General features: G+C 74.2%; 17 protein-coding genes. 12 read left to right on the forward strand and 5 right to left on the reverse strand.

Features of this window, described 5'->3' with window-relative positions:
* Window positions 1-2: 2 nt before the first annotated feature.
* On the reverse strand, window positions 3-176 hold the full coding sequence (locus tag ACZ50K_RS23995; RefSeq protein ID WP_007268044.1) for a thiazolylpeptide-type bacteriocin: 174 nt from the start codon (window positions 174-176) through the stop codon (window positions 3-5).
* Window positions 177-337: 161 nt separating this feature from the next.
* Between ACZ50K_RS23995 and ACZ50K_RS24000 the strand changes: the two genes are divergently transcribed.
* On the forward strand, window positions 338-1,561 hold the full coding sequence (locus ACZ50K_RS24000) for an amidohydrolase (protein WP_468906481.1): 1,224 nt from the start codon (window positions 338-340) through the stop codon (window positions 1,559-1,561).
* An 89-nt stretch (window positions 1,562-1,650) separates the two neighbouring features.
* On the opposite strand, the gene ACZ50K_RS24005 is transcribed toward ACZ50K_RS24000, so the two are convergent.
* Both ACZ50K_RS24005 and ACZ50K_RS24010 read right to left on the reverse strand, forming a co-directional pair.
* Complete coding sequence (locus ACZ50K_RS24005) at window positions 1,651-2,379, reverse strand: hypothetical protein (protein WP_468906483.1); 729 nt, start codon at window positions 2,377-2,379, stop codon at window positions 1,651-1,653.
* A 100-nt stretch (window positions 2,380-2,479) separates the two neighbouring features.
* Window positions 2,480-2,899, reverse strand: coding sequence for a Fur family transcriptional regulator (locus tag ACZ50K_RS24010; protein WP_468906485.1), 420 nt, complete (start codon window positions 2,897-2,899; stop codon window positions 2,480-2,482).
* Between the two features lie 224 nt (window positions 2,900-3,123).
* On the opposite strand from ACZ50K_RS24010, the gene katG reads away from it, so the two are divergent.
* Window positions 3,124-5,355 carry a catalase/peroxidase HPI gene (katG, locus tag ACZ50K_RS24015; RefSeq protein WP_468906488.1) on the forward strand — a complete coding sequence of 744 codons (2,232 nt, stop codon included), beginning with the start codon at window positions 3,124-3,126 and terminating at the stop codon, window positions 5,353-5,355.
* Window positions 5,356-5,418: 63 nt separating this feature from the next.
* On the opposite strand, the gene ACZ50K_RS24020 is transcribed toward katG, so the two are convergent.
* Window positions 5,419-6,741, reverse strand: coding sequence for a M1 family metallopeptidase (locus ACZ50K_RS24020; RefSeq protein WP_468906491.1), 1,323 nt, complete (start codon window positions 6,739-6,741; stop codon window positions 5,419-5,421).
* Window positions 6,742-6,757: 16 nt separating this feature from the next.
* Window positions 6,758-10,705, reverse strand: coding sequence for a Pls/PosA family non-ribosomal peptide synthetase (locus ACZ50K_RS24025; protein ID WP_468906493.1), 3,948 nt, complete (start codon window positions 10,703-10,705; stop codon window positions 6,758-6,760).
* Window positions 10,706-10,950: 245 nt separating this feature from the next.
* Between ACZ50K_RS24025 and ACZ50K_RS24030 the strand changes: the two genes are divergently transcribed.
* The 10 genes from ACZ50K_RS24030 (at window position 10,951) to entS (ending at window position 21,539) form a co-directional block, all read left to right on the forward strand.
* On the forward strand, window positions 10,951-12,012 hold the full coding sequence (locus ACZ50K_RS24030; RefSeq protein WP_468906495.1) for a FecCD family ABC transporter permease: 1,062 nt from the start codon (window positions 10,951-10,953) through the stop codon (window positions 12,010-12,012).
* The gene (locus tag ACZ50K_RS24035; RefSeq protein ID WP_468906498.1) at window positions 12,009-13,124 is read left to right on the forward strand and encodes a FecCD family ABC transporter permease; all 1,116 of its coding nucleotides are present in this window, start codon (window positions 12,009-12,011) and stop codon (window positions 13,122-13,124) included. Before ACZ50K_RS24030 ends, ACZ50K_RS24035 begins: the two co-directional genes overlap by 4 nt.
* Window positions 13,121-13,945 carry an ABC transporter ATP-binding protein gene (locus ACZ50K_RS24040; RefSeq protein ID WP_468906500.1) on the forward strand — a complete coding sequence of 275 codons (825 nt, stop codon included), beginning with the start codon at window positions 13,121-13,123 and terminating at the stop codon, window positions 13,943-13,945. The genes ACZ50K_RS24035 and ACZ50K_RS24040 overlap by 4 nt, the downstream gene beginning before the upstream one ends.
* Before the next feature lie 12 nt (window positions 13,946-13,957).
* Window positions 13,958-14,995 (forward strand): ABC transporter substrate-binding protein, encoded by a 1,038-nt coding sequence (locus tag ACZ50K_RS24045; RefSeq protein WP_468906503.1) that lies wholly within the window; start codon window positions 13,958-13,960, stop codon window positions 14,993-14,995.
* A gap of 84 nt (window positions 14,996-15,079) precedes the next feature.
* A complete protein-coding gene (locus tag ACZ50K_RS24050) occupies window positions 15,080-16,966 on the forward strand; it encodes an SIP domain-containing protein (RefSeq protein WP_468906504.1) in 1,887 nt (628 codons plus the stop codon).
* 47 nt (window positions 16,967-17,013) lie between these two features.
* Window positions 17,014-17,790, forward strand: coding sequence for a hypothetical protein (locus tag ACZ50K_RS24055; RefSeq protein ID WP_468906506.1), 777 nt, complete (start codon window positions 17,014-17,016; stop codon window positions 17,788-17,790).
* Window positions 17,791-18,077: 287 nt separating this feature from the next.
* A complete protein-coding gene (locus ACZ50K_RS24060; RefSeq protein ID WP_468906509.1) occupies window positions 18,078-19,592 on the forward strand; it encodes a condensation domain-containing protein in 1,515 nt (504 codons plus the stop codon).
* 17 nt (window positions 19,593-19,609) lie between these two features.
* On the forward strand, window positions 19,610-19,819 hold the full coding sequence (locus ACZ50K_RS24065; RefSeq protein WP_468906512.1) for an MbtH family protein: 210 nt from the start codon (window positions 19,610-19,612) through the stop codon (window positions 19,817-19,819).
* An 80-nt stretch (window positions 19,820-19,899) separates the two neighbouring features.
* Window positions 19,900-20,178: a phosphopantetheine-binding protein gene (locus ACZ50K_RS24070; protein ID WP_468906515.1), complete on the forward strand. Its 279-nt coding sequence runs from the start codon at window positions 19,900-19,902 to the stop codon at window positions 20,176-20,178.
* Window positions 20,175-21,539 carry an enterobactin transporter EntS gene (gene entS / locus ACZ50K_RS24075; protein WP_468906675.1) on the forward strand — a complete coding sequence of 455 codons (1,365 nt, stop codon included), beginning with the start codon at window positions 20,175-20,177 and terminating at the stop codon, window positions 21,537-21,539. Before ACZ50K_RS24070 ends, entS begins: the two co-directional genes overlap by 4 nt.
* The last annotated feature ends 17 nt before the right edge of the window (window positions 21,540-21,556 follow it).

Below are 21,556 nucleotides of genomic sequence, written 5' to 3' on the forward strand. Positions count from 1 at the left end.
CGTCAGGCCGAGCAGGAGGTGGTGCTGGTGGTGGACGAGCAGGTGGAGGTGGAGCTGCAGCTCGTGGAACCGGCGAGCACGACCTCGCTGGCGTCCGAGTAGTCGGAGATCTCGAAGGTCTCGGACTCCAGCTCCAGGATCTCGTCGGCGAGCGAGGCCAGCGGCGACTTCTCCATGACGGTTCCTCCTTTCACGGTTCACTTGCGGCGGTCGGGGGCCGGCCGGCCCCCGAGGTCCCATCAGACCCCGGGCCGCCGTCAGGTCCCCGACGGGCCGCTGACAGAAAGTGTCAGCGAACTGCCAGGGGCCGCGCGGCGGTCCGGCGGATCATGGGCGGATGCCCCTGGCCGACCGGCTCCCGCCGCTGCTGCGCCCGCTGACCACCCTCTATCTGGACCTGCACCGGCATCCGGAGCTGTCCGGGGCGGAGGTGCGGACGGCGGGCCGGTTCGCGGACTGGCTGACCGGCGCCGGGTACGGGGTCACCGGGGGGATCGGCGGGCACGGGGTGGCGGGGGTGCTGCGCAACGGGGACGGTCCGCTGGTGATGCTGCGGGCCGAACTGGACGCGCTGCCGATGCGGGAGACCACCGGACTGCCGTACGCCAGTGGGGGCGAGGCGGCGCACGCCTGCGGTCATGACCTGCATCTGGCGGCGGCGGCCGGGGCCGCCTCGCTGCTGGCCGCCGACCGGGAGTCCTGGCGGGGCACCCTGCTGGTGGTGGGGCAGCCCGCCGAGGAGACCCTGGCGGGGGCGGCCGGGATGCTGGCGGACGGGCTGTACGAGCGGTTCGGCCGGCCGGACGAGGTGCTGGCCCAGCACGCGGCCCCGCTGCCGGCCGGGATGGTGGCCCACGGGTACGGGCCGATGACGGCGGGCAGCGTCACCCTGCGGGTGGTGGTCCACGGCCGGGGCGGCCATGCCGGGGCCCCGCATCTGGCGGTGGATCCGGTGGTGGCGGCCGCGCACGTGGTGACCCGGTTGCAGACGGTGGTGTCCCGGGAGGCCGCGCCGACCGAGCCGGTGGCGGTGACCGTCGGGTCCTTCCATGCCGGGGACCGGCCGAACGTGATCCCGGACCGGGCCGAACTGACGGTCACGGTACGGGCGGTGGGGGCGGCTGCGCTGGCCGCGGCGACGGCGGCGGTGGAGCGGGTGGTGCGTGCCGAGTGCGCGGCTGCTGCCTGTCCGCGGGAGCCGGAGGTGGTGCGGCTGTCGGAGTCCCCGGCCACCCATCCGGATCCGGGGCTGACCGGTGCGCTGCGGGCGGTCCACCAGGGCGAGTTCGGGGCGGAGCGGGTGGCGATGTGGCCGCCGTCGCTGGCCACCGAGGACTTCGCCCGGTTCGGCGGCGAGGGGATCCGGCTGGGGTACTGGATGTTCGGGGTGATCGGTCCGGCGGCCTGGGCGGCCGCGCCGGGCGGCACGGCCGCGGAGAAGCTGGCGGTGCTGCCGGCCAACCACTCCCCCGGGTTCGCCCCGGACCCCCGGACCGCGCTGCCGGCCGGGGTGCGGGCGCTGGCCTCGGCGGCCCTGGCCCGGCTGTCCCCGCCGCGGTGAGCGCGGGCGTACGGCGGTGCCGGGCCCGGGGCGGTGCCCATGGGCGGTGCCGGGCCCCTAGGCGGTGCCGGGCCCATGGGCGGTGCGGGTCAGCCGACCCGGTCGCCGGCCACCACCGGGTGGGCCTCCAGCCCGGGGGCGGCGAGGAGTTCGGCGATCAGTTCCGTGGAGCCGCCGACGTAGGTGCTGACCAGGTCCACGTCGCCGCCCACGCACCAGGCGCGGTCGGCCGGCCACCACAGGTCGGGGAGTTCCGCGAAGGGGTCGAGCAGCAGCGGGGACACGGCGTCGGCCAGCGGTCCGGAGAGCAGGACCTCGTCCCGCTCGGGGGTCGGGAAGGTGGGCACCCCGTCCCAGTTCCAGCGCCCGTACCCCTCCCACAGTCCGTAGTGGCAGTCCTGCGGGGTGGTGGTGTGCCGGGCGAGCACGGGGATCAGGGCGCGGGCCACGTCGCCGGGGGTGGGGCCTTCGGCGGGGTGCTCGTCCCAGACTCCGGGCAGGCCGTACTCCTGGAGGTTCTGGTAGAAGCGTTCGGCGCCGATGACCTCGTGCCAGTCGGTGAGCGGCCCGACCCGGCGGCCGTGGGCGGCGGCCGCGGTGTCCCAGCGGACCGGTTCCTCGTCCAGGGAGGCGGGGTGCAGGATCCGGGCGTACGCCGGGAAGCCGGGCGCGCCGACCCCGGCGACGGTGGCGAACACGCCCCAGCCGGGCCGCCGCTCGGTCAGCCAGCGGGCGGCGGAGAGGTCGGCGGTCTCGATGCGCAGCAGTCCGTACCGTTCGGGAGCCGGGTCCCGGTGTACCTGCGGGTAGTCGTCCACCTGTCCAGTCTGCCAAACGCGCCGCCGCCGGACCCGGCCGGCGCCCGACGCCCGACGTCAACCCGCCGCCCGCTCCCTCACCCACCGCATCGGATGGTTTTCAGCCTGTTCCCGCGCAGCCTGGGCAGAGCCCGCGGTAGGTGATCTCCGCGCCCGACACGGCGAAGCCGAAGCGGCCGTCGGCCGGGAGCTCGGCCAGCGGGTCGCCGGTCGGGTGCACGTCCCGGATGAGGCCGCAGCCGGAGCACACCAGGTGCTGGTGCGGCCGGTGGGCGTTGGGGTCGTACCGTTTGGCCCGGCCGTCGGTGGACACCTCCACCACCTCGCCCAGGGCCACCAGCTCGCCCAGGGCGTTGTAGACCGTCGCCCGGGAGATCTCGGGCAGCCGCCGGGCGGCCAGTGCGTGCACCTCGTCGGCGGTGAGGTGCACGTGGTCGCCGTCGAGGACCTCCGCCACGACCCGCCGCTGGGAAGTCATCCGCCAGCCGCGCCCCCGCAGCCGTCCGAGCAGGTCACTCATATCGGTTCACCTATTCACGATCGGTCGGATGGCCGGATTTCATCGGTGAAGATCCGGGATCCGATGGAATATGGATTTGGTGTCCTTCTTGACTTGGATTCTGTCCATCGTAGGATCGGTTTCGATGACAGCCAAGTGACAGGACGACCTCAGTGGGGTCGACGCCACGCCACTGACCGCAGTTCCTGAGACCCAGGACCCGCCCGGTCCGGAAGGATTTTCCGATGTCTGAGAACCACGATGCGATCGTCACGGACCCGAAGGCGGAGGGCGGAGGCGGCTGCCCTGTCCAGCACGGGCGCGCCGCACACCCCACCCAGGGCGGCGGCAACCGCCAGTGGTGGCCGGATCGCCTCAACCTGAAGATCCTGGCCAAGAACCCCGCGGTGTCCAACCCGCTGGGCGAGGAGTTCGACTACGCGGCGGCCTTCGGCGCCCTGGACCTGCCCGCGGTGAAGCGGGACATCGCCGAGGTGCTGACCACCTCGCAGGACTGGTGGCCGGCCGACTTCGGGCACTACGGCCCGCTGATGATCCGGATGGCCTGGCACAGTGCCGGCACCTACCGGATCAGCGACGGCCGCGGCGGCGCCGGCACCGGGCAGCAGCGGTTCGCCCCCCTGAACAGCTGGCCGGACAACGGCAACCTGGACAAGGCCCGCCGTCTGCTGTGGCCGGTGAAGAAGAAGTACGGCCAGAACATCTCCTGGGCCGACCTGATGATCCTGGCCGGAAACGTCTCCCTGGAGACCATGGGCTTCGAGACCTTCGGCTTCGCCGGCGGCCGCGCCGACGTCTGGGAGCCCGACGAGGACGTCTACTGGGGTCCCGAGACCACCTGGCTGGGCGACGAGCGCTACACCGGCGACCGCGAGCTGGAGAACCCGCTCGGCGCCGTGCAGATGGGTCTGATCTACGTCAACCCCGAGGGCCCCAACGGCACCCCGGACCCGCTGGCCGCAGCCCGCGACATCCGTGAGACCTTCCGCCGGATGGCGATGAACGACGAGGAGACCGTCGCCCTGATCGCGGGCGGCCACACCTTCGGCAAGACCCACGGCGCCGGTCCGGCCGAGAGCGTCGGCGACGACCCCGAGGCCGCCGGGCTGGAGCAGCAGGGCTTCGGCTGGAGCAACTCCTTCGGCACCGGCAAGGGCGGCGACGCCATCACCAGCGGCCTCGAAGGCATCTGGACCAACACCCCCATCACCTGGGACAACAGCTTCTTCGACATCCTCTTCGGCTACGAGTGGGAGCTGTTCCAGAGCCCGGCCGGCGCCAACCAGTGGCGGCCGAAGGACGGTGCCGGCGCCGGTACCGTGCCGGACGCGCACGACCCGTCGAAGACCCACGCCCCGACGATGCTCACCACCGACCTGTCGCTGCGCGTCGACCCGGCCTACGAGCAGATCTCGCGGCGCTTCCACGAGAACCCGGCCGAGTTCGCCGACGCCTTCGCCCGCGCCTGGTACAAGCTGACCCACCGCGACCTGGGCCCGGTCGCCCGCTACCTGGGCCCGGAGGTCCCCTCCGAGGTGCTGCTGTGGCAGGACCCGCTGCCCGCGGCCACCGGTGAGACGGTCGGCGCCGCCGACGTCGCCGCCCTCAAGGAGCAGGTCCTCGCCTCGGACCTCACCGTGTCCCAGCTGGTGTCCACCGCCTGGGCCGCCGCCTCGTCCTTCCGCGGCAGCGACAAGCGGGGCGGCGCCAACGGCGCCCGTATCCGCCTCCAGCCGCAGAGCGGCTGGGAGGTCAACGAGCCCGACCAGCTGGCCTCGGTGCTGCGCACCCTGACCGGTATCCAGGAGTCCTTCAACGCGGCCCAGTCGGGCGGCAAGCGGATCTCCCTGGCCGACCTGATCGTGCTGGCCGGCACCGCCGCCGTCGAGCGGGCCGCCAAGGACGCCGGTGTCGAGGTCGCGGTGCCGTTCACCCCGGGCCGGGTGGACGCCACGCAGGAGCAGACCGACGTGGAGTCCTTCGCCGCGCTGGAGCCGGCCGCCGACGGGTTCCGCAACTACGTGGGCAAGGGCCAGCGGCTCCCCGCCGAGTACCTGCTGGTCGACAAGGCGAACCTGCTGAACCTGAGCGCTCCCGAGCTGACGGTCCTGGTGGGCGGTCTGCGCGTGCTGGGCGCCAACCACCAGCAGTCCAAGCACGGTGTGCTCACCAACGCCCCCGGCACGCTGACCAACGACTTCTTCGTCAACCTGCTCGACATGGGCACGACGTGGAAGGCCACCGCCGAGGACCAGAGCGCCTTCGAGGGCCGGGACGCGGCGACCGGCGAGGTCAAGTGGACCGGCACCCGCGCCGACCTGGTCTTCGGGTCGAACTCCGAGCTGCGGGCGCTGGCCGAGGTCTACGCCTCGGACGACGCCAAGGAGAAGTTCGTGAAGGACTTCGTCCGTGCCTGGGACAAGGTCATGAACCTGGACCGGTTCGACCTCGTCTGATCCCCCGCACCACCCGCACCACCCGTGTGACCCGCACCGCCTGAGCCCCGCCCCCGCCGCCGTCTAGACCGGCAGCGGGGGCAGGGACGGGCGGTGCAGCCAGTTCGCGAACAGTTCGTCCAGGGGGGCGGTCGTGTAGCGGGCCGCGTGGGCGGTGAAGGCCTCCGTGGTGACCACCCCGTGCCGGTGCAGGGCGGCCCAGCCGCGCAGCATGCGGAAGAACGCGTCCTCGCCCAGCGCCCGGCGGACGGCGTGCACGGCGAGGCCGCCGCGCTGGTACAGCCGGTCGTCGAACATCAGCTTGCGGCCGGGGTCGGCCAGCACCAGGTCCTGGGGAAGCCCGGCCAGCAGCCGGTGCGCGGCCGCGGCCAGGTCCTGGGCGGTCCGGCCGCCGGAGCGTTCCGACCACAGCCATTCCGCGTACTTGGCGAAGCCCTCGTTGAGCCAGATGTGCCGCCAGTCGGCGATGGTGACGCTGTTGCCGAACCACTGGTGGGCCAGTTCGTGGGCGACCAGCCGTTCGGAGCCGCGGGCGCCGTCCACGTGGTTGGCGCCGAAGGTGGACAGACCCTGGGCCTCGACCGGGACGTCGAGCTCCTCGTCGGCGACGACCACCGCGTACTCGCCGAAGGGGTAGGGCCCGAACAGGTCCTGGAACAGGTCCATCATGGCGGGCTGCCGGGCGAAGTCGCGGGAGAACTTCGGCAGCAGGTGTGCCGGGACGTAGGCGCTCTGCGGGATCCCGCCGAGGCCGGGGTCGCCGAGCAGGACCATCTGGTACATGCCCACGGAGAGGCCCACCAGATAGCTGGAGGTCGGCGCGGGCTGCTCGTACACCCAGGTGGTGGTGGAGGCCCTGGTGGTGCGGGTGAGCAGCCGGCCGCCGGCCACCACCGTGTAGGCGGAGGGGGTGTTGACGGAGATCTGGTACGAGGCCTTGTCCGCGGGCCGGTCGTTGCACGGGTACCAGGAGGGTGCCCCGACCGGCTGGCTGGCGACCAGGGCGCCGTCGGTGAGTTCCTCCCAGCCGAGGCCGCCCCAGGGGCTGCGGACCGGTTTCGGGTTGCCGGCCCAGTGGACCTCCACCGTGAAGGCGGCGCCGGCCGGCAGCGGCTTGGCGGGCCGGATCCGGAGCCGGCCGCCGCGGTGGGTGTACTGCGGGGCCCGGCCGTTGACCAGGACCCGGCCGATCCGGAACTCGGCGAGGTTGAGGTGGAACTCGGTGAGCGGGGCCCGCCCGGCGATGGCGCTCAGCCGGGCGGTGCCGGCCAGCCGGTTGGGGACCGGGCGGTACTCCAGGTCGATCTCGTACCGGTGCACGCGGTACCGGGGGTCCCCGTTCGCCGGGAAGTAGGGGTCCGACACCACTGTCTTCTGCCCGGTCACTGCCGTTTCCGCTCCTTCACGCCCGCCATGCCTCGATCGGGTTGCCCAGCCAGCGGGTGTCGGCGGGGACGGTCTCCCCGGCCATCACGAGGGAGGCCGGACCCAGGGTGCTGCGGGCTCCGACCGTGCTCCCGGGCAGGACGATGCCGCCCGGGCCGAGGGTGGCGCCCTCATCGAGGACCACAGTATCCGTCCTCAAGATCCGGTCGTGGAAGAGGTGGGTCTGGAGCACGCAGCCGCGGTTCACGGTGGCCCCCGCACCCAGGGTGACCAGGTCCGTCTCGGGCAGCCAGTAGCTCTCGCACCAGACGCCGCGGCCGATCCGGGCGCCCAGGGCGCGCAGCCAGAGCGACATCAGCGGGGTGCCGGGCACCGATCCGGCGAACCAGGGCACGGCCAGCACCTCGACGAAGGTGTCGGCGAGTTCGTTGCGCCAGACGAAGCCGCTCCACAGGGGGTGTTCGCCCGTCCGGTGGCGGCCGACCAGCAGCCATTTCGCGGCCACCGAGACCGCGCAGGCGGCCGTGCCGGCGGCCAGCAGCACGGCTCCGGAGAGCAGGGCGGCCCCGGCGGGGCCGGCCGGACCGGCGGCGAGGGCGCACAGCGCGGCCGCGGTGAGCACGGCGAGGGCGGCGGAGGCGAAGACCGGGAGGAGCCGGCAGAGCTCCACCAGGCCGCGGGCCCACAGCAGGCGGGCGGGCGGGTCGTAGGTGCGGCTCCGGTCGGCCTCGGCGACCGGCCGGGGCAGCCGGACCGGCGGCAGGCCCAGGTAGGAGCTGCCCTTCTTGGCCTTCTTCGGGGTGGCGGAGAGGACGCCGACCAGTCCGTCGTCCGGGACGGTGCGGCCCGGTGCGGTCATGCCGGAGTTGCCGAGGAAGGCCCGTCGGCCGATCTCGGAGTGGCCGATCCGGACCCAGCCGCCGCCGAGTTCGCCGGGGGCGGTGAGGGTGTCGTCGGCGAGGAAGGCGCCGTCGCCGACGGTGGTGAGGCTGGGCACGGCGAGCACGGTGGACACCTCGGCGCCCCGGCCGATCTTCATGCCGAGCAGCCGCAGCCAGACCGGGGTGATCAGTCCGGCGTAGAGCGGGAAGAGGGTCTCCCGGGAGCGGTCCATCAGCTGGGTGACGGTCCACAGCTGCCAGCCGATCCGGCTGTGGGTGGGGTGGGAGCCGGTGCGCAGGCCCAGGCTGAGCAGGCGTACGGAGAGCAGCAGGAGCAGGGCGTAGGCGAAGCCGTAGGCCAGTGCTCCGGGGACCACGGCGAGCAGGGCGCCGCGCAGGGCGGTGCCGAGTCCGGCGCCGGGGGGCACGAAGCGGCCCAGGACCAGCAGCGCGGGGAGTGCGGAGAGCAGCGGCAGGGCGGCGAGCCAGAGGCCGGCGGCTCCGTAGAGGGCGCGCCAGCGGGCCGGGCGGGGCGGGCGCTGGGACGGCCAGTCGTGTTTGGCCTTGCCGAGCTTGACGGCGGGTGCGCCGGCCCAGCGCTGGCCGGTGGGGATGCGTCCGGCAACGGCGGAGCCGGGGGCGACCTCGGCGCGCTTGCCGACGCGGGCGCCGGGGAACAGGACGCTGCGGGTGCCGACGACGGCGCCGGAGCCGACCCGGACCTGGCCGATCTCCAGGTGGTCGCCGTCCAGCCAGTGCCCGCAGAGGTCGACCTCGGACTCGACGGCGCAGCCGCGCCCGAGCCGGAGCATTCCGGTGACCGGGGGCAGCGAGTGGAGGTCCACTTCGGGGCCGATCCGGGCGCCGAGGGCGCGGGCGTAGCGCTGGAGCCAGACTCCGGTGAGGGAGGTGGCCCCGGCGCATTCGGCGAGGCGTTCGGCGGTCCAGAGCCGCAGGTGGACGGCGCCGCCGCGCGGGTGGCGGCCGGGGGCGACCCCGCGGAGCAGGAGCCGGGCGCCTCCGGCGGCGAGGGCCAGCCGGCCGGGCGGGCTGAAGAGGAGGAGGGCGGCCGGGCCGAGGACCCACCAGGAGGCGGTGGGGGCCCAGGGGTGGGGGCCGAGGTGGTGGAGCAGGTTGCCGAGGGCCAGCAGGGGGACCGTCCAGCGGAGTCCGACCAGGGTGAACAGCGGGAGCAGCAGCAGGGTCTGGGCGGCCTGGGTGCGGCGGGCTACGGGGGTGACGGCGCGGGCGGTGTTGTCGTCCTGGGCGGACTTCTCCAGCCGGCGGGCCAGCTTGCGCAGGGTGGGCTGCTGGTAGATGTCGAGGACCGCGGCGCTCGGGTAGCGGGTGCGGAGCCGGGTGGTGAGCTGTGCGGCGGCGAGGCTGGTGCCGCCGATGGCGAAGAAGTCGTCGGCGGCTCCGGTGACGGGGACGCCGAGGGTCTCGCTCCACTGCTCGGCGAGCCAGGCCTCGGTGCCGTAGAGCTGTTCGGCGGGTCCGGTGGTCTCCAGGTCGGGGAGCGGCCAGGGCAGGGCGTCCCGGTCGACCTTGCCGGAGGTGCGGGTGGGGAGGGTGTCGACGGGGGCGAGCAGCGGGACCAGGGCGGCGGGGAGTTCGGCGCGCAGCCGTTCCACGGCGGCGGCCTGGTCCCAGCCGTCCTGGGTGACCAGGTAGCCGACGAGCAGCTGGTTGCCGCTGCGCGCGGTGCGGACGGCGGCGGCCGCGCCGGCGACCTGGGGAAGGGCCTGGAGGGCGGCGTCGACCTCGCCGAGTTCGATGCGGCGGCCGCCGAGTTTGATCTGCTCGTCGGCGCGGCCGAGGAAGACGAGTCCTTCGGGTTCGGCGCGGACCAGGTCGCCGCTGCGGTAGGCGCGCTGCCAGCCGAGGGATTCCAGCGGGGCGTACTTCTCGGCGTCCTTCTGCGGGTCCAGGTAGCGGGCGAGGCCGACGCCGCCGATGACGAGCTGGCCGGTGCCGCCCATGGGGACGGGGTCGCCGGACTCGTCGACCACGGCGAGTTCCCAGCCCTGGAGGGGGAGGCCGATGCGGATGGGCTCCTCGCCGGTCAGCAGGGCGGCACAGGCGACGACGGTGGCCTCGGTGGGGCCGTAGGTGTTCCAGACCTCGCGGCCCTCGGTGACCAGGCGCTGGGTGAGTTCGGGCGGGCAGGCCTCGCCGCCGAAGATCAGCAGCCGGACCTCGTCCAGGGTGCCGGGGTCCCAGAGGGCGGCCAGGGTGGGGACGGTGGAGACCACGGTGATCTCCTGCTCCTCCAGCCAGCCGCCGAGGTCGGCGCCGCTGCGGACCTGGGAGCGCGGTACGGGTACCAGGCAGGCTCCGTAGCGCCAGGCCAGCCACATCTCCTCGCAGGAGGCGTCGAAGGCCACGGAGAGTCCGGCCATGACCCGGTCGCCGGGGCCGATGGGTTCGTCGACGAGGAAGAGGGCGGCCTCGGCGTCCACGAAGGCCGCGGCGCTGCGGTGGGTGACGGCGACGCCCTTGGGGCGGCCGGTGGATCCGGAGGTGAAGATGATCCAGGCGTCGTGCTCGGGGCCGGGGCGGGCGGGGCCGCCGGCCGGGCCGGCCGCGGCGCCGGGGGCGGTGTGCGGGCCGGTGGTGTGCGGGCCGGTGGTGTGCGGGCCGGTGGTGTCGATCCGCCGGTCGGCGCCGAGTACGGCCCGGACTCCGGCCTCGGCGAAGACCAGGGCGGCGCGCTCCTCGGGGTCCTCGGCGTCGACGGGCACGTAGGCGGCGCCCGCGGCGAGTACGGCGAGGATCGAGGCGTACAGCTCGTTCGTGCCGGAGGGGACCCGGACGCCGACCCGGTCGCCGAGCCGCACTCCGGCGGCGGCCAGGGCCCGGCGGCGGCGTTCCACCTCGGCGGCCAGGGCGCGGTAGGTGAGCGATTCGGTGCCGTCGTCGAGGGCGGGTTCGTCGGGGTGGGCCCGGACGGTGGCCTCGAAGACGTCCATGAGGGTGCGGGGCGGGGCCGCCGGGCCGGCGGTGAACCGGGCTGCCTTGCCGGGCTCCGCGCCGGGGTCCGCGCCCTCGTCCACGTCCACGTTCAAAGGTGTCGCTGCCATCGGCCCTCGCGAGTCGTTCCCGGTGTCCCGGGTCGCCGACGGAGCCCGGGTATGCCCGGGTTGTTCCGGTTCGGCGCCAAACAACCCGCCAGTTTAGTGCGTCATCAAGAGATTTCCTCTTGAAACCTCCGGCCCCGGGGGCGCGGGCTCTGATTTGGATGGTTCCGACCGCTTCGATGCATCCGTCTACTTCGGTAAGGCTAACCTAAGTACACCGATCCGCACGGAGGAGCACCCGCACACCCATGACTCAATCGGCCCTGCCGGTGGCCGCAGCCGCGCCCCGTCCCCAGCCCGAGCCCCCGAGAACCCGGTTCTCGCGCGGCTCGGTCGCGCTGCTGACCGCCGCACTGATCCTGGCGGCGGTGACCGTCGCGAGCGTCGGACTCGGCGCCCGCGACATCTCCGCGCTGGAGATCGTCAAGATCCTGCTGCATCCGGGGGCCGGCGGATACGACCACGACGTGCTGTGGACCGAACGGATCCCCCGCACCCTGCTCGGCCTGCTGGTCGGCGCCTCGCTCGGCGCCTCCGGTCTTCTGATGCAGGCCCTGACCCTCAACCCGCTGGCCGACCCGGGGATCCTCGGCATCCAGCAGGGCGCCGCGCTGTTCGTGGTGGCCGGGATCCTGTTCCTCGACGTCTCGGACGCCGGCGGGTACTTCTGGCTGGCACTGGCCGGTTCGGCGTTCACCGCGGCCTTCGTCTATCTGATCGGCACCCGGACCGACACCGGGAACTCGACCATCGGCCTGATCCTGGCCGGGGTCGCCACCGCCGCCGTACTGGCCTCCGTGGTCACCCTGTTCGTGGTCCGCGACGAGGCCGTGTACTCCTCCTTGCGCTTCTGGTCGGTGGGACAGCTCACCGGCCGCTCCCAAGTCCTCGACGAAATCGCCCCGTTCGCGATCGTCGGACTGCTGCTGGCGCTGCCCCTGGGCCGCACCCTGAACGTGCTGGGCCTCGGCGAGGACACCGCGCGCGGACTCGGGGTCCGGGTGGAGCGCGCCCAACTCGCCTGCGCCGCCGTCGCCGTGGTCCTCTGCGCCACCGCCACCGCCGCCGTCGGACCGGTCGCCTTCGTCGGACTCGTGGCCGCGCACGTCGCCCGTCTCATCGTCGGCAGCGACAACCGCTGGTCCCTCCCCATGTCCGCGCTCTGCGGCGCCGTCCTGCTCGTCGGCGCGGACACCGCGGGCCGGATCGTGCTCGACCACAGCGAGGTACAGGTATCGGTGATGACCGCCGTCGTGGGCACCCCCTTCTTCGTCTGGCTGGCCCGCACCCGGGCGGGGGCACAGTCATGAGCGCCCTCACCGTCACCACCGACGGCCCCAAGGGCCCCGAGCAGACCCCCGGCACCCCGGCCCGCTCCGAGCGGACCGTCGCCGAGACCGCCGTCCGGCTGCGCCGCGCCCGGCGGGCCGCCGGACGCCGTGCCGCCCTGGTCCTGGCCCTGCTGCTGGTCCTCGTCCTGGGCCTGCTGGTCGCCTCGGTACTGCTCGGCGGACTCCGCAACATCCCCGGCTCGGACGTCATCCCCGCCGCCTTCGGGATGCGCACCGGCCTCTCCGACTACGTCATCCACCGGATCCGGCTGCCCCGCGCCCTGGCCGCGACCCTGGCCGGCGCCCTCTTCGGCCTCTCCGGAGTCCTCTACCAGCGGCTCATCCGGAACCCGCTGGCCACGCCCGACATCGTCGGCGTCTCGGCCGGCGCGGGCGCGGGCGCCGTCACCGTGCTGCTGCTCGCCCCCGCCATGCCCTTCGGCGTGGAGATCGCCGCCATCTCCGGCGCCTTCCTGATGGTCGGTCTGATCATGACGCTCAGCCGGCGGGGCGGCCGGGTCGACACCAACCGGCTGGTCCTGATCGGCATCGGACTGGCCGCCGTGGGCACCGCCTACGTCAACTACCTGTTCTCCATGGCCGGTCAGGCCAGCATCGCCCAGGTGACCCGCTGGCTCGTCGGCAGCGTCTCCGGCGCCGAATGGTCCGGGGTGAGCGTGCTCGCCGTCTCCCTGGGCGTCGCCCTGGTGTGCGCGGCCCCGCTGAACCGGGGGCTGGCCGCGCTGTCGCTGGGCGACCAGCTGGCCTTCGGGCTGGGCTCCCGGGTCCGGGCCACCCGTACGGCCACCCTGCTGCTCGGCGCCGCGGCCGCCGCCCTGGCCACCGGTGTGACCGGGCCGATCGGGTTCGTCTCGCTGATCAGCGGGCCCATCGCGGTCCGGCTGGTCGGCGCTGAGCGGGCCCTGCTGGTGGCGCCCGCGGTCGGCGCGGCGATCGTGCTGGGCGCGGACGTCCTGGCCCAGCACGGCCCCCTGGTCAGCCCGGTGCCCACCGGTGTCCTGACGGCGCTGATCGGCGCCCCCTACTTCGTCTGGCTGCTGCTGCGGCGGCGGCAAGGAGCTCCCTCATGAACGACGTCTCGGTCACCGGGCCGGAAACGGCCCCCGGGCTGGAAGCCCGGGCGATCAGTGCCGGCTACGACCGGAGGAAGGTCATCGAGGGGCTGTCGCTCGACATCGAGCCGGGCCGGGTCACCGCCCTGGTCGGCCCGAACGCCTGCGGCAAGTCCACGCTGCTGAAGTCCCTCGCCCGGCTGCTGCCGGTGGCCTCCGGCTCGGTGCTCCTCGACGGGCGGGACATCCACGCCCTGCCGACCCGCGAGGTGGCCCGCCGGCTCGGCATCCTGCCGCAGTCGCCGATCGCCCCCGAAGGCATCACGGTCGCGGACCTGGTGTGGCGCGGACGCCATCCGCACCAGCGGTTCGGACAGCGCCGCACCCCGGCCGAGGACGAGGTCATCGCCCGTTCGCTGGCCGCCACCGGCACCGAGGCCCTCGTGGACCGCCCGGTGGACCAGCTGTCCGGCGGCCAGCGCCAGCGGGTGTGGATCGCCCTGGCCCTGGCCCAGGAGACTCCGCTGCTGCTCCTGGACGAACCGACCACCTATCTCGACATCGCCCACCAGATCGAGGTCATGGACCTGCTCGCCGAACTGAACGAGCAGTCCGGGAAGACCATCGTGCTGGTCTCCCACGACCTCAACCAGGCCGCCCTGTACGCCTCCACCATCGCCGCCATGCGCGACGGACGGATCGTGCGGCAGGGCAGCCCGGAAGAGGTCCTCACCGAGCGGACCGTCGCCGAGGTCTTCGGCCTCGACTGCCTCGTCGTCCCCCATCCCCGCACCGACCGGCCCCAGATCTTCCCCCTGGGCCGTCGCACCATCCAGTAGGAGAGACCCCCCATGCGCAACCTGACCAGACGCCGCGGCCTCGCCGCCCTCACCGCCACCGCCGCCTGCCTCGGGCTGCTGACCGCCTGCGGCGACGGCTCGAAGGACACCGCGGACAAGCCCGCCGCGTCCGGCCCGGCCGCGGCGGCCGGGGCGTTCCCCGTCAGCCTGAAGAACGCCTGGGGCAGCACCGAGGTCAAGAAGCAGCCGCTGAAGGTCGCCACCGTCTCGGACGGCGACACCGCGATCGCGCTGGCCCTCGGCATCGTCCCCGTCATCACCCCGGACGTCGAGGACGGCGACCCGGTCGCCGAGTACAAGCAGCGCGCCCTCACCAAGCTCGGCGCCGCCAAGCCCAAGACGTACGACGACACCGACGGCACGGCCTACGAGGCCATCGCCGCCGAGGCCCCGGACGTGATCCTCGGGATCAACACCTGGGACATGGACAAGGACTACGCGAAGCTGTCCCCGATCGCCCCCGTGGTCACCTACACGGACAAGGCGCAGGCCGACACCCTGACCTGGCAGGAGCGGCTGAAGACGGCAGCGAAGGCGCTGGGCCTGGACGCCAAGGCCGACGAGGTGATCGCCGCCAACGAGAAGGCGACCGCCGACGCCGCCGCCGCGCACCCGGAGTTCAAGGGCAAGACCTACACCTACACGGTGGTCCACCCCGAGCAGATCAGCTTCATGTCCTACGCGGCCCAGGACCCGGGCGTCTTCGAGAAGCTCGGCTTCACCAAGACCGACAAGGCGAAGAACTACGGGCCCGACAAGAACGAGGTCAGCCTGGAGAACCTGGACCAGCTCGACGCCGACGTGCTGCTGGTCACCTACCCGTTCGGCGACCGCGGGGTGATCAGCCCCAAGGAGCTGGAGGGCAACAAGCTCTTCACGTCGCTGAACTCGGTGAAGTCCAAGCACTTCGCGGTGATCCCCTCCGACAACTCCCTCGCGCAGTCGATCGCCTACCCGGACGCGCTGAGCGCCCCCTGGGTCACCGAGAAGCTCGTCCCGATCCTCGCCAAGGCGGTCGCCGGCAAGTAGCCGGCCCCGCCGCACCACCCGGCGGCCCCCGCGCCCGGCGCGGGGCCCCGCCGCCCCTTCCCGCACCCTCCAGGAGTCCTGCCGATGTCCAGCCGCAACCCCCGCCCGGTCGTCACCTTCCCCATCGTGCTGCGCGAACTGACCGTGCTCCGCGTACGGGACGTCACCCCGGGGATGCGGCGGCTCACCCTGGGCGGCGCCCAGCTGGGCGCGTTCGCCAAGGACGGCCTGGAGCTTCCGGCGCTCCGCTCCGAGGGCTTCGACGACCATGTGAAGTTCTTCTTCGCCGAGGAGGGCGCGGACCTTCCGGTGCTGCCCGGGCAGAACGTCTCCAGCCTGGACTGGCCGGACGCCCGCCCGCTGACCAAGGACTACACCCCGGTCCGGTACGACCCGGAGGCCGGGGAGATCGACTTCGACTTCGTCAACCACGAGGGCGGGGTGGCCTCCTCCTGGGCACTGTCCGCGAAGCCGGGGGACGTGACCTGGATCGCCGGGCCCAAGATGTCGCACGGGCACCCCGAGGGCGCCGACTGGCTGCTGGTCATCGGTGACGAGACCGCGCTGCCCGCGATCGGGCGGTGGCTGGCCGAGATGCCGGCCGGGACCCGGGCGCGGGTGTTCATCGAGGTCGCCGAGGAGGACCACCGGCAGGAGCTGCCCACCCGGGCGGACGCGGAGATCACCTGGCTGGTCCGGCACGGCGCCCCGGCGGGCCGCAGCGACCTGCTGGAGCAGGCCGTGCGCGGGATGGAGTGGCTTCCGGGCGAGGTCTTCGCCTGGGCCGCGGGCGAGGCGGTCACCCTGAAGGGGATCCGCCGCCATCTGGCCGCGGACCGCCAGGTGCCGCGGGAGCGCACCCACATCACCGGCTACTGGCGGCGCACCGAGGCACTGCCCGAGCCGGGTACCGCCGCCGGGTCCGTCGGTGCCGTCGAGTCGGGCGACTCCGCCGAGGAGGAGCAGGACCCGCACGACCGGCTGCACGAACTGACCGACATCGCCCCGGGGCTGGCCATCCGGGCGGCCGTCACCCTCGGACTGGTGGACCTGGTCTACCAGGGGGTGCGCACGGCTCCCGAGCTGGCGGCCCGCACCGGGGCGAGCCCCCGGACCCTCAAGGCGCTGCTGGCCTATCTGGTGGAGCTGGACGTGTTCGCCGAGGACACCGAGTTCGGCGGGGGCGGCTACCGGCTGACCCCGGTCGGCGAGGAACTCGTCGAGGACGACCACTCCCGGGAGGAGTACGACCTGCGCGGTGCGCAGGCGGCCCTGGACCTGTCGCTGTCCGGACTGGCGGAGAGCCTGTGGACCGGGCGGGCCGGCTACCGGACCCTGTCCGGGCTGCCCCTGGCCGAGGCGATGGCCTCGGACGAGCGGCTGGCCGGCTCGGCGCGGACGGCGATCGAGGACGAGGCGTTGTGGATCGCGCCGGGTGTCGTCGGCGGCCACGACTGGGCGTCGGCCGGATCGCTGACCGCCGGCGGGCACGGTGCGGGCGCCGTGGTCAACTCGCTGGTCCGGGAGTTTCCGGGCCTGAAGGTGACCATCGCGGCGCAGCCCTCCGCCCTGCGGGCGCTGGACGAGGTGGTGCTGGACCCCGATGTGCGGCCCCGGGTGGGGCTCGTGGGCACCACCGGTCCGGTGCCGCCGGGCGACGAGACCGTGCTGCTGGTCCGACTGCTGGACCTGCTGCCGGACGAGGACGCGGCGCTGGTGCTGCGCGAGACCGGCGCGGCCCTGCCGGCCGGCGGGACGCTGCTGCTGGCGGAGCAGGTGGCCGGTGCCGGCACCGACGACTCCGAGACGGCGCTGCACCAGCTGCGGCTGGCCGCGGCGTTCGGTTCGGCGGTCCGGACCCAGGCGGAGATCACCGCCCTGGCGGAGGCGGCCGGGCTGGCCGTGCGGGGCTGCAAGGACATCGGCTGGGACCACCGGCTGTGGGTGCTCGCACCGGACGACGGCCGGTAGGCCGTACTCGACAGTGACCGGATGACATCGCAGTGGGGGTGTGGAGGATGCGGGGGAACAGGATTCCGGAACCGGCGGCGGGCCCGGCGGGCGGCCCGGCCGGTGACCCGGTCGGCGGCTCGGCCGGCGACCCGGCGGGCCGGGAATGGGCCGCCGAGCTGATCGGCTGGCTCGACGGACAGGAGCGGCTGGAGCACCGTCTGCGGATGGCGCTGCCGGAGATGTCCAGCCACCGCTGGGAGATCGCCGGCCGGATGGCCGAGGCCCTGAAGGCCGCGGCCCAGGGCCTGACCGTGGAGGCCGCCGCGACGGCGGCCGGGATGAGCGAGCGGATGCTCCGCGAATGGCTCCTCAGGGACCCGGCGTTCGCGCACGCCATGGCCGCCGCCGGCTCGCTGGCCGCCTCGCGCGGTCTGCACGGTGAGCACGGGCCGACCCCGGCGATGGTCCAACTGGTGCTGAAGGCCGTCCGGCAGGGCGCGCCATGGCCGTACGCGGCCAAGCTGGCCGGGTTCTCCGTCCGCGGCTTCAACCGGCTGCGCCAGGAGGTGCCGGCGGTCGGGGCACTGGTGTCGGCCGCCCAGCGGGCCCGGCCCAGCGCCCGGGCCGGTGTGGCCCGGACCGGGTCGGCCGGTTCCCGGGGCTCCTCCCCGGCCGGTCGTTCCGCCCGCTCCCGGCCCTCCACCGGCTACCGCCTGGTCCACCTGGACGACCCACTGCTCTCACCGGGCCGCCTCCACCACCTCCCGGCCCCCGCCGACCCATCCCCCGAGAACCCCCCTTCGCCCTCCTCTTCCCCTTCCCCGTCCGACCGCCCGCTCTAGACCGTCCCTTCCGGACCAGGGCGTAACCGCCGGGTGACCCGCCGGCCACGCCCGGGCGGGGCATGGCCCCGCGTCGGCCGGCGCGTCCGGCGGCCGCTCCGCCGTCCCCTCGCCCCCGTATGCCAACAGCCGCCCTTTCGGCATCGGTTGTCGGATCGGCGAGGCCGGGCGGTGGGTTTCGCATGCCCGAATCGGGCGGTTCCAGGGCGACTTGACAAGCTCTGACCTATGGTTCAACTTAGGTAAGCCTTACCTAACTACCCGGGTGAGGCCAAGGAAGGACGGGCATGCCCGCACGACACGCGAACCCGGGGCCCGGGGAACTCCTGACCGCCCCGGAACCCCTCACCCCCGATCCCCTCACCCGTGACCGATCCGCCCCCGAGACCCGGGCCGGCGAGGAGGCGGGACCGATGCCCCTGCTGCCCTCGGCCCACCGGCTGCGCGCGGCGGGCGGGCCGGTGGACTCCCCGCACGAGGCCGTACTGCTGAGCGTGCCGGCCGGACTGGCCGAAGGGCCGCTCAGGCTGGCGCTGTTCGGGCTGGCCCGCCGGCACCCGGCCCTGCGGCTGTCCCTGGACCGCTCGCACGGGGTCTGGAGCCAGGAGATCAGGACGGCCGCCTCGGCGCCCGCCGGCACCGAGGCCGACACCCTGCGGCGGGTCCCGGTGGCCGGGGCCGCCGCCGGGGACCGGGACCGGCAGGTCGGGGACGCCCTGCGGACGGCCGTCGGCGAGCTCGACCCGGACCGGGCCAGGGTCCTGCGGGCCGTCTGGTTCGACTCCGGTCCCACCGAGCCCGGACTGCTGCTCCTGGTGGCCCATCTGCTCTGTGTGGACGATCTCGGCTGGCAGCTGCTGATCGACGAACTCCCGGCGCTGTACGCCGATTTCGCGGCGCAGCCGATCACCCCGACCATCCCGGCGATCCCGGCCGTCCCGGCCGGCGGTCTGCTGGACTGGGCCGGACGGCTCGGGGCGGAGGCCGGTTCGGCCCCGCGGGTCGCCGAGCTCGGGCACTGGGCGGAGCTCACCAGGGCTCCGGCCGGCCGCAGTTGGCCGCCCGCCGGTACGGGCCACCGCATGGTGACCCGGCTCGCGACCCGACTGGACCCCGCGGCACCCGTCCGATCCGCCGGATCCGCCGGATCGGCCGACGCGACGGGCGCCCCGCACCCGCTCGACGTACTGCTCCTAGCCGCCCTGGCGCGGACCGCGCACTCCCGGCCCCGGCTGCACGACGGCACCGGCCTGGTGGCGGAACTGGAACTGCCGCGCCCGGACCGGGCACCCCGGACCGCCGGGCGGCTCAGCACCGTGCACCTGCTCCGGCTGCCGCTGCCGACGGGCCGGGCCGACCCGGAGGACGCGTACGACCGGGCCGTACTGACCCTGGGGGCGGCGCCCGCACTGGGACGCGGTCTGGAGCAGCTGCGCCATCTCAACCCGCAGACCGCCCAGTTGCTCGCCGATCTGCCCCGCCGAGGGGTCCAGTACCAGCGCCGCTCGGCACCCGGCCCGTCGGCGGGCGACGCCCGCTGGGCGCCGGCGGCCGCCGAGCTGTGGCCCGAGCCGTACGCCACCGATCCCTCGGGCGGCGGGCTCCCGCTGCCCGGACCGCTGCGGCTCACCGTCACCCGGTTCGCGCCGGAGCCGGACGGACTGGGCACCGCCACCCTCGACTGGCGCTGGTCGGACGCCCTGTTCACCGAGGCCGAGGCCCGGGAGCTGAGCGACGAGGCCACCGGACACGCGGCCGACATCGCCCTCCGCCTGCGCACCGCGCCGCCCACCACCCCCTGACACCCCTAGGAGTTCCCATGGCCACGACCAACCCGTTCGAGGACGAGAACGGCCGCTTCTTCGTGCTCGTCAACGCCGAGAACCAGCACTCGCTCTGGCCCTCCTTCGCCGAGGTGCCGGCCGGCTGGACCGTCGCGCACGGCGAGGACAGCCGGGAGGGCTGCGCCCGCTACACCGAGGAGCACTGGACCGACATGCGGCCCGCCAGCCTGATCGCCCAGGGCTGACGCCACCCCTTCCCGCGACTCCCTCCCGCCGAGCCCGCCCGCCGGCCGTTCCCGGCCGGCCCCACCCCAGGAACTCCCCCATGAACCCGAGCCCCGCCCCCGCCCCCGCCCCCGTCCCCTCCCCCACCCCCGAGACCTTCGCCCTGGACCGGCTCGTCCGTGACGTGGCCGAGGTGCTGTACGTGGAACCCGCCGAGGTGCTCACCGACGAGAGCCTCCTCGACCAGGGCCTGGACTCCATCCGGCTGATGACCCTGTTCGAGCGCTGGCGCGCCGAAGGGGCCGCCGTCTCCTTCGTCGACCTGGCCGAGCGCCCCACGCTCGACGCCTGGGCCGAGATCCTCGCCCCCGCCGCCTGACCCCCCGGACCGCCACCCCTCCCCCGGAGCTCCCCGTGCCCCTGCGTGACCTCGTCATCGACATCGAACCACTGCGCACCAGCCCGGACTTCCGGGCGATCTTCATCGCCCGTGTGGTCTCGCTGTTCGGCCTGGGCATGGCGACCGTCGCGCTGTACGCCCAGGTGTACGGCATGACCCGCTCCACCTTCGACGTCGCCGTCGTCAGCATGATCATGAGCATCACGGTGCTGCTCGGCTCGCTGTGGGGCGGGGTGATGGCGGACCGCGGCGACCGCCGCACGCTCATCGTCCGGGCCCGCGGTGCCGCCGCCCTCGCCTTCGCCGGACTGGCCGTCAACGCGATGCTCGACGACCCCTCCCTGTGGATCATCTACCTGTGCGTCGCCTGGGACGGGCTGGCCACGGGCGTCAGCGTGACCGCCCTGATGGCCGTGGCCCCCACCCTGGTCCGGTCCGACCAACTGCCCGCCGCCGGGGCGCTGATCTCCCTCACCGGGGAGATCGGCTCCATCACCGCCCCCTTCCTCGGCGGTCTGCTGCTGGCGGCGACCGGGCCCGCCCCGGTCTTCGCCCTCGCCGCGGTGACCACGGCCGTGACCACCTTCCTGATCTCCCGGATCCGGCCGCTGCCGCCCGGCTCCGGCGACCCCGACGAGGAGGGCGAGGAGGAGGACTCCGGCTCCCTGCTGGTCGCCTTCCGCTACGCCGTGAAGAACCGCGTGGTCGGCGGACTGGTGCTGCTCGGCGGGGTCACCGCGCTGTTCAACGTGCCGGTGGTGCTGTTCCCCGAGATGGTGGACCGCCAGTTCGGCGGCGGCGAGGTCATGCTGGGCCTGCTGTACTCCGCTCCGGCGGTCGGCGCCGTCGCGGTCTCCGCGACCAGCGGCTGGCTGACCCGTACGGCCCGCCCCGGGCGGCTGCTGCTGCTGGCCGCCTTCGGCGGCGGCCTGGCCACCATCGCCTTCGCCCTCAGCGGCAACGTGCTCCTCGCCTGCGCCGCCCTCGCCGTGGGCGGGGCCTGCGGCACCGTGTACGAGATCCTGGAGTACGCACTGGTGCAGCACAGCACCCCGGACCGGCTGCGCGGCCGGATCGTCAGCGTGATCACCACCCAGGGCACCACCGGGGACATCGTCGGTGACGTCGAAGTCGCCGCCGTCGCGCGCTGGTTCAGCCCGGCCGGGGCCGCACTGGTCAACGGCGCGGTCTGCGCCGTGGCCGCCGTGGCCGTCGCCGTGGCCGTACCGGGACTGCGGCGCGCCACCCTCCCCCGCGAGGACGGGTCCGACGAGGACCAGGCCGGGCCCGTCGCCGAGGACACCCCGGCGCCCGCCCCCACCGGGCCCCCGCTCCCCTGACCGGCCCCGCCCGGCAC

The organism is Streptomyces sp. NPDC033845, from assembly GCF_055576225.1.

Excerpts from the sequence above, each read along its gene's own strand:
- ACZ50K_RS23995 (WP_007268044.1), bottom strand. The coding sequence starts at position 176 with ATGGAGAAGTCGCCGCTGGCCTCGCTCGCCGACGAGATCCTGGAGCTG.
- ACZ50K_RS24000 (WP_468906481.1), top strand. The coding sequence starts at position 338 with ATGCCCCTGGCCGACCGGCTCCCGCCGCTGCTGCGCCCGCTGACCACC.
- ACZ50K_RS24010 (WP_468906485.1), bottom strand. The coding sequence starts at position 2,899 with ATGAGTGACCTGCTCGGACGGCTGCGGGGGCGCGGCTGGCGGATGACT.
- katG (WP_468906488.1), top strand. The coding sequence starts at position 3,124 with ATGTCTGAGAACCACGATGCGATCGTCACGGACCCGAAGGCGGAGGGC.
- ACZ50K_RS24025 (WP_468906493.1), bottom strand. The coding sequence starts at position 10,705 with ATGGCAGCGACACCTTTGAACGTGGACGTGGACGAGGGCGCGGACCCC.
- ACZ50K_RS24030 (WP_468906495.1), top strand. The coding sequence starts at position 10,951 with ATGACTCAATCGGCCCTGCCGGTGGCCGCAGCCGCGCCCCGTCCCCAG.
- ACZ50K_RS24035 (WP_468906498.1), top strand. The coding sequence starts at position 12,009 with ATGAGCGCCCTCACCGTCACCACCGACGGCCCCAAGGGCCCCGAGCAG.
- ACZ50K_RS24040 (WP_468906500.1), top strand. The coding sequence starts at position 13,121 with ATGAACGACGTCTCGGTCACCGGGCCGGAAACGGCCCCCGGGCTGGAA.
- ACZ50K_RS24045 (WP_468906503.1), top strand. The coding sequence starts at position 13,958 with ATGCGCAACCTGACCAGACGCCGCGGCCTCGCCGCCCTCACCGCCACC.
- ACZ50K_RS24050 (WP_468906504.1), top strand. The coding sequence starts at position 15,080 with ATGTCCAGCCGCAACCCCCGCCCGGTCGTCACCTTCCCCATCGTGCTG.
- ACZ50K_RS24055 (WP_468906506.1), top strand. The coding sequence starts at position 17,014 with ATGCGGGGGAACAGGATTCCGGAACCGGCGGCGGGCCCGGCGGGCGGC.
- ACZ50K_RS24060 (WP_468906509.1), top strand. The coding sequence starts at position 18,078 with ATGCCCGCACGACACGCGAACCCGGGGCCCGGGGAACTCCTGACCGCC.
- ACZ50K_RS24065 (WP_468906512.1), top strand. The coding sequence starts at position 19,610 with ATGGCCACGACCAACCCGTTCGAGGACGAGAACGGCCGCTTCTTCGTG.
- ACZ50K_RS24070 (WP_468906515.1), top strand. The coding sequence starts at position 19,900 with ATGAACCCGAGCCCCGCCCCCGCCCCCGCCCCCGTCCCCTCCCCCACC.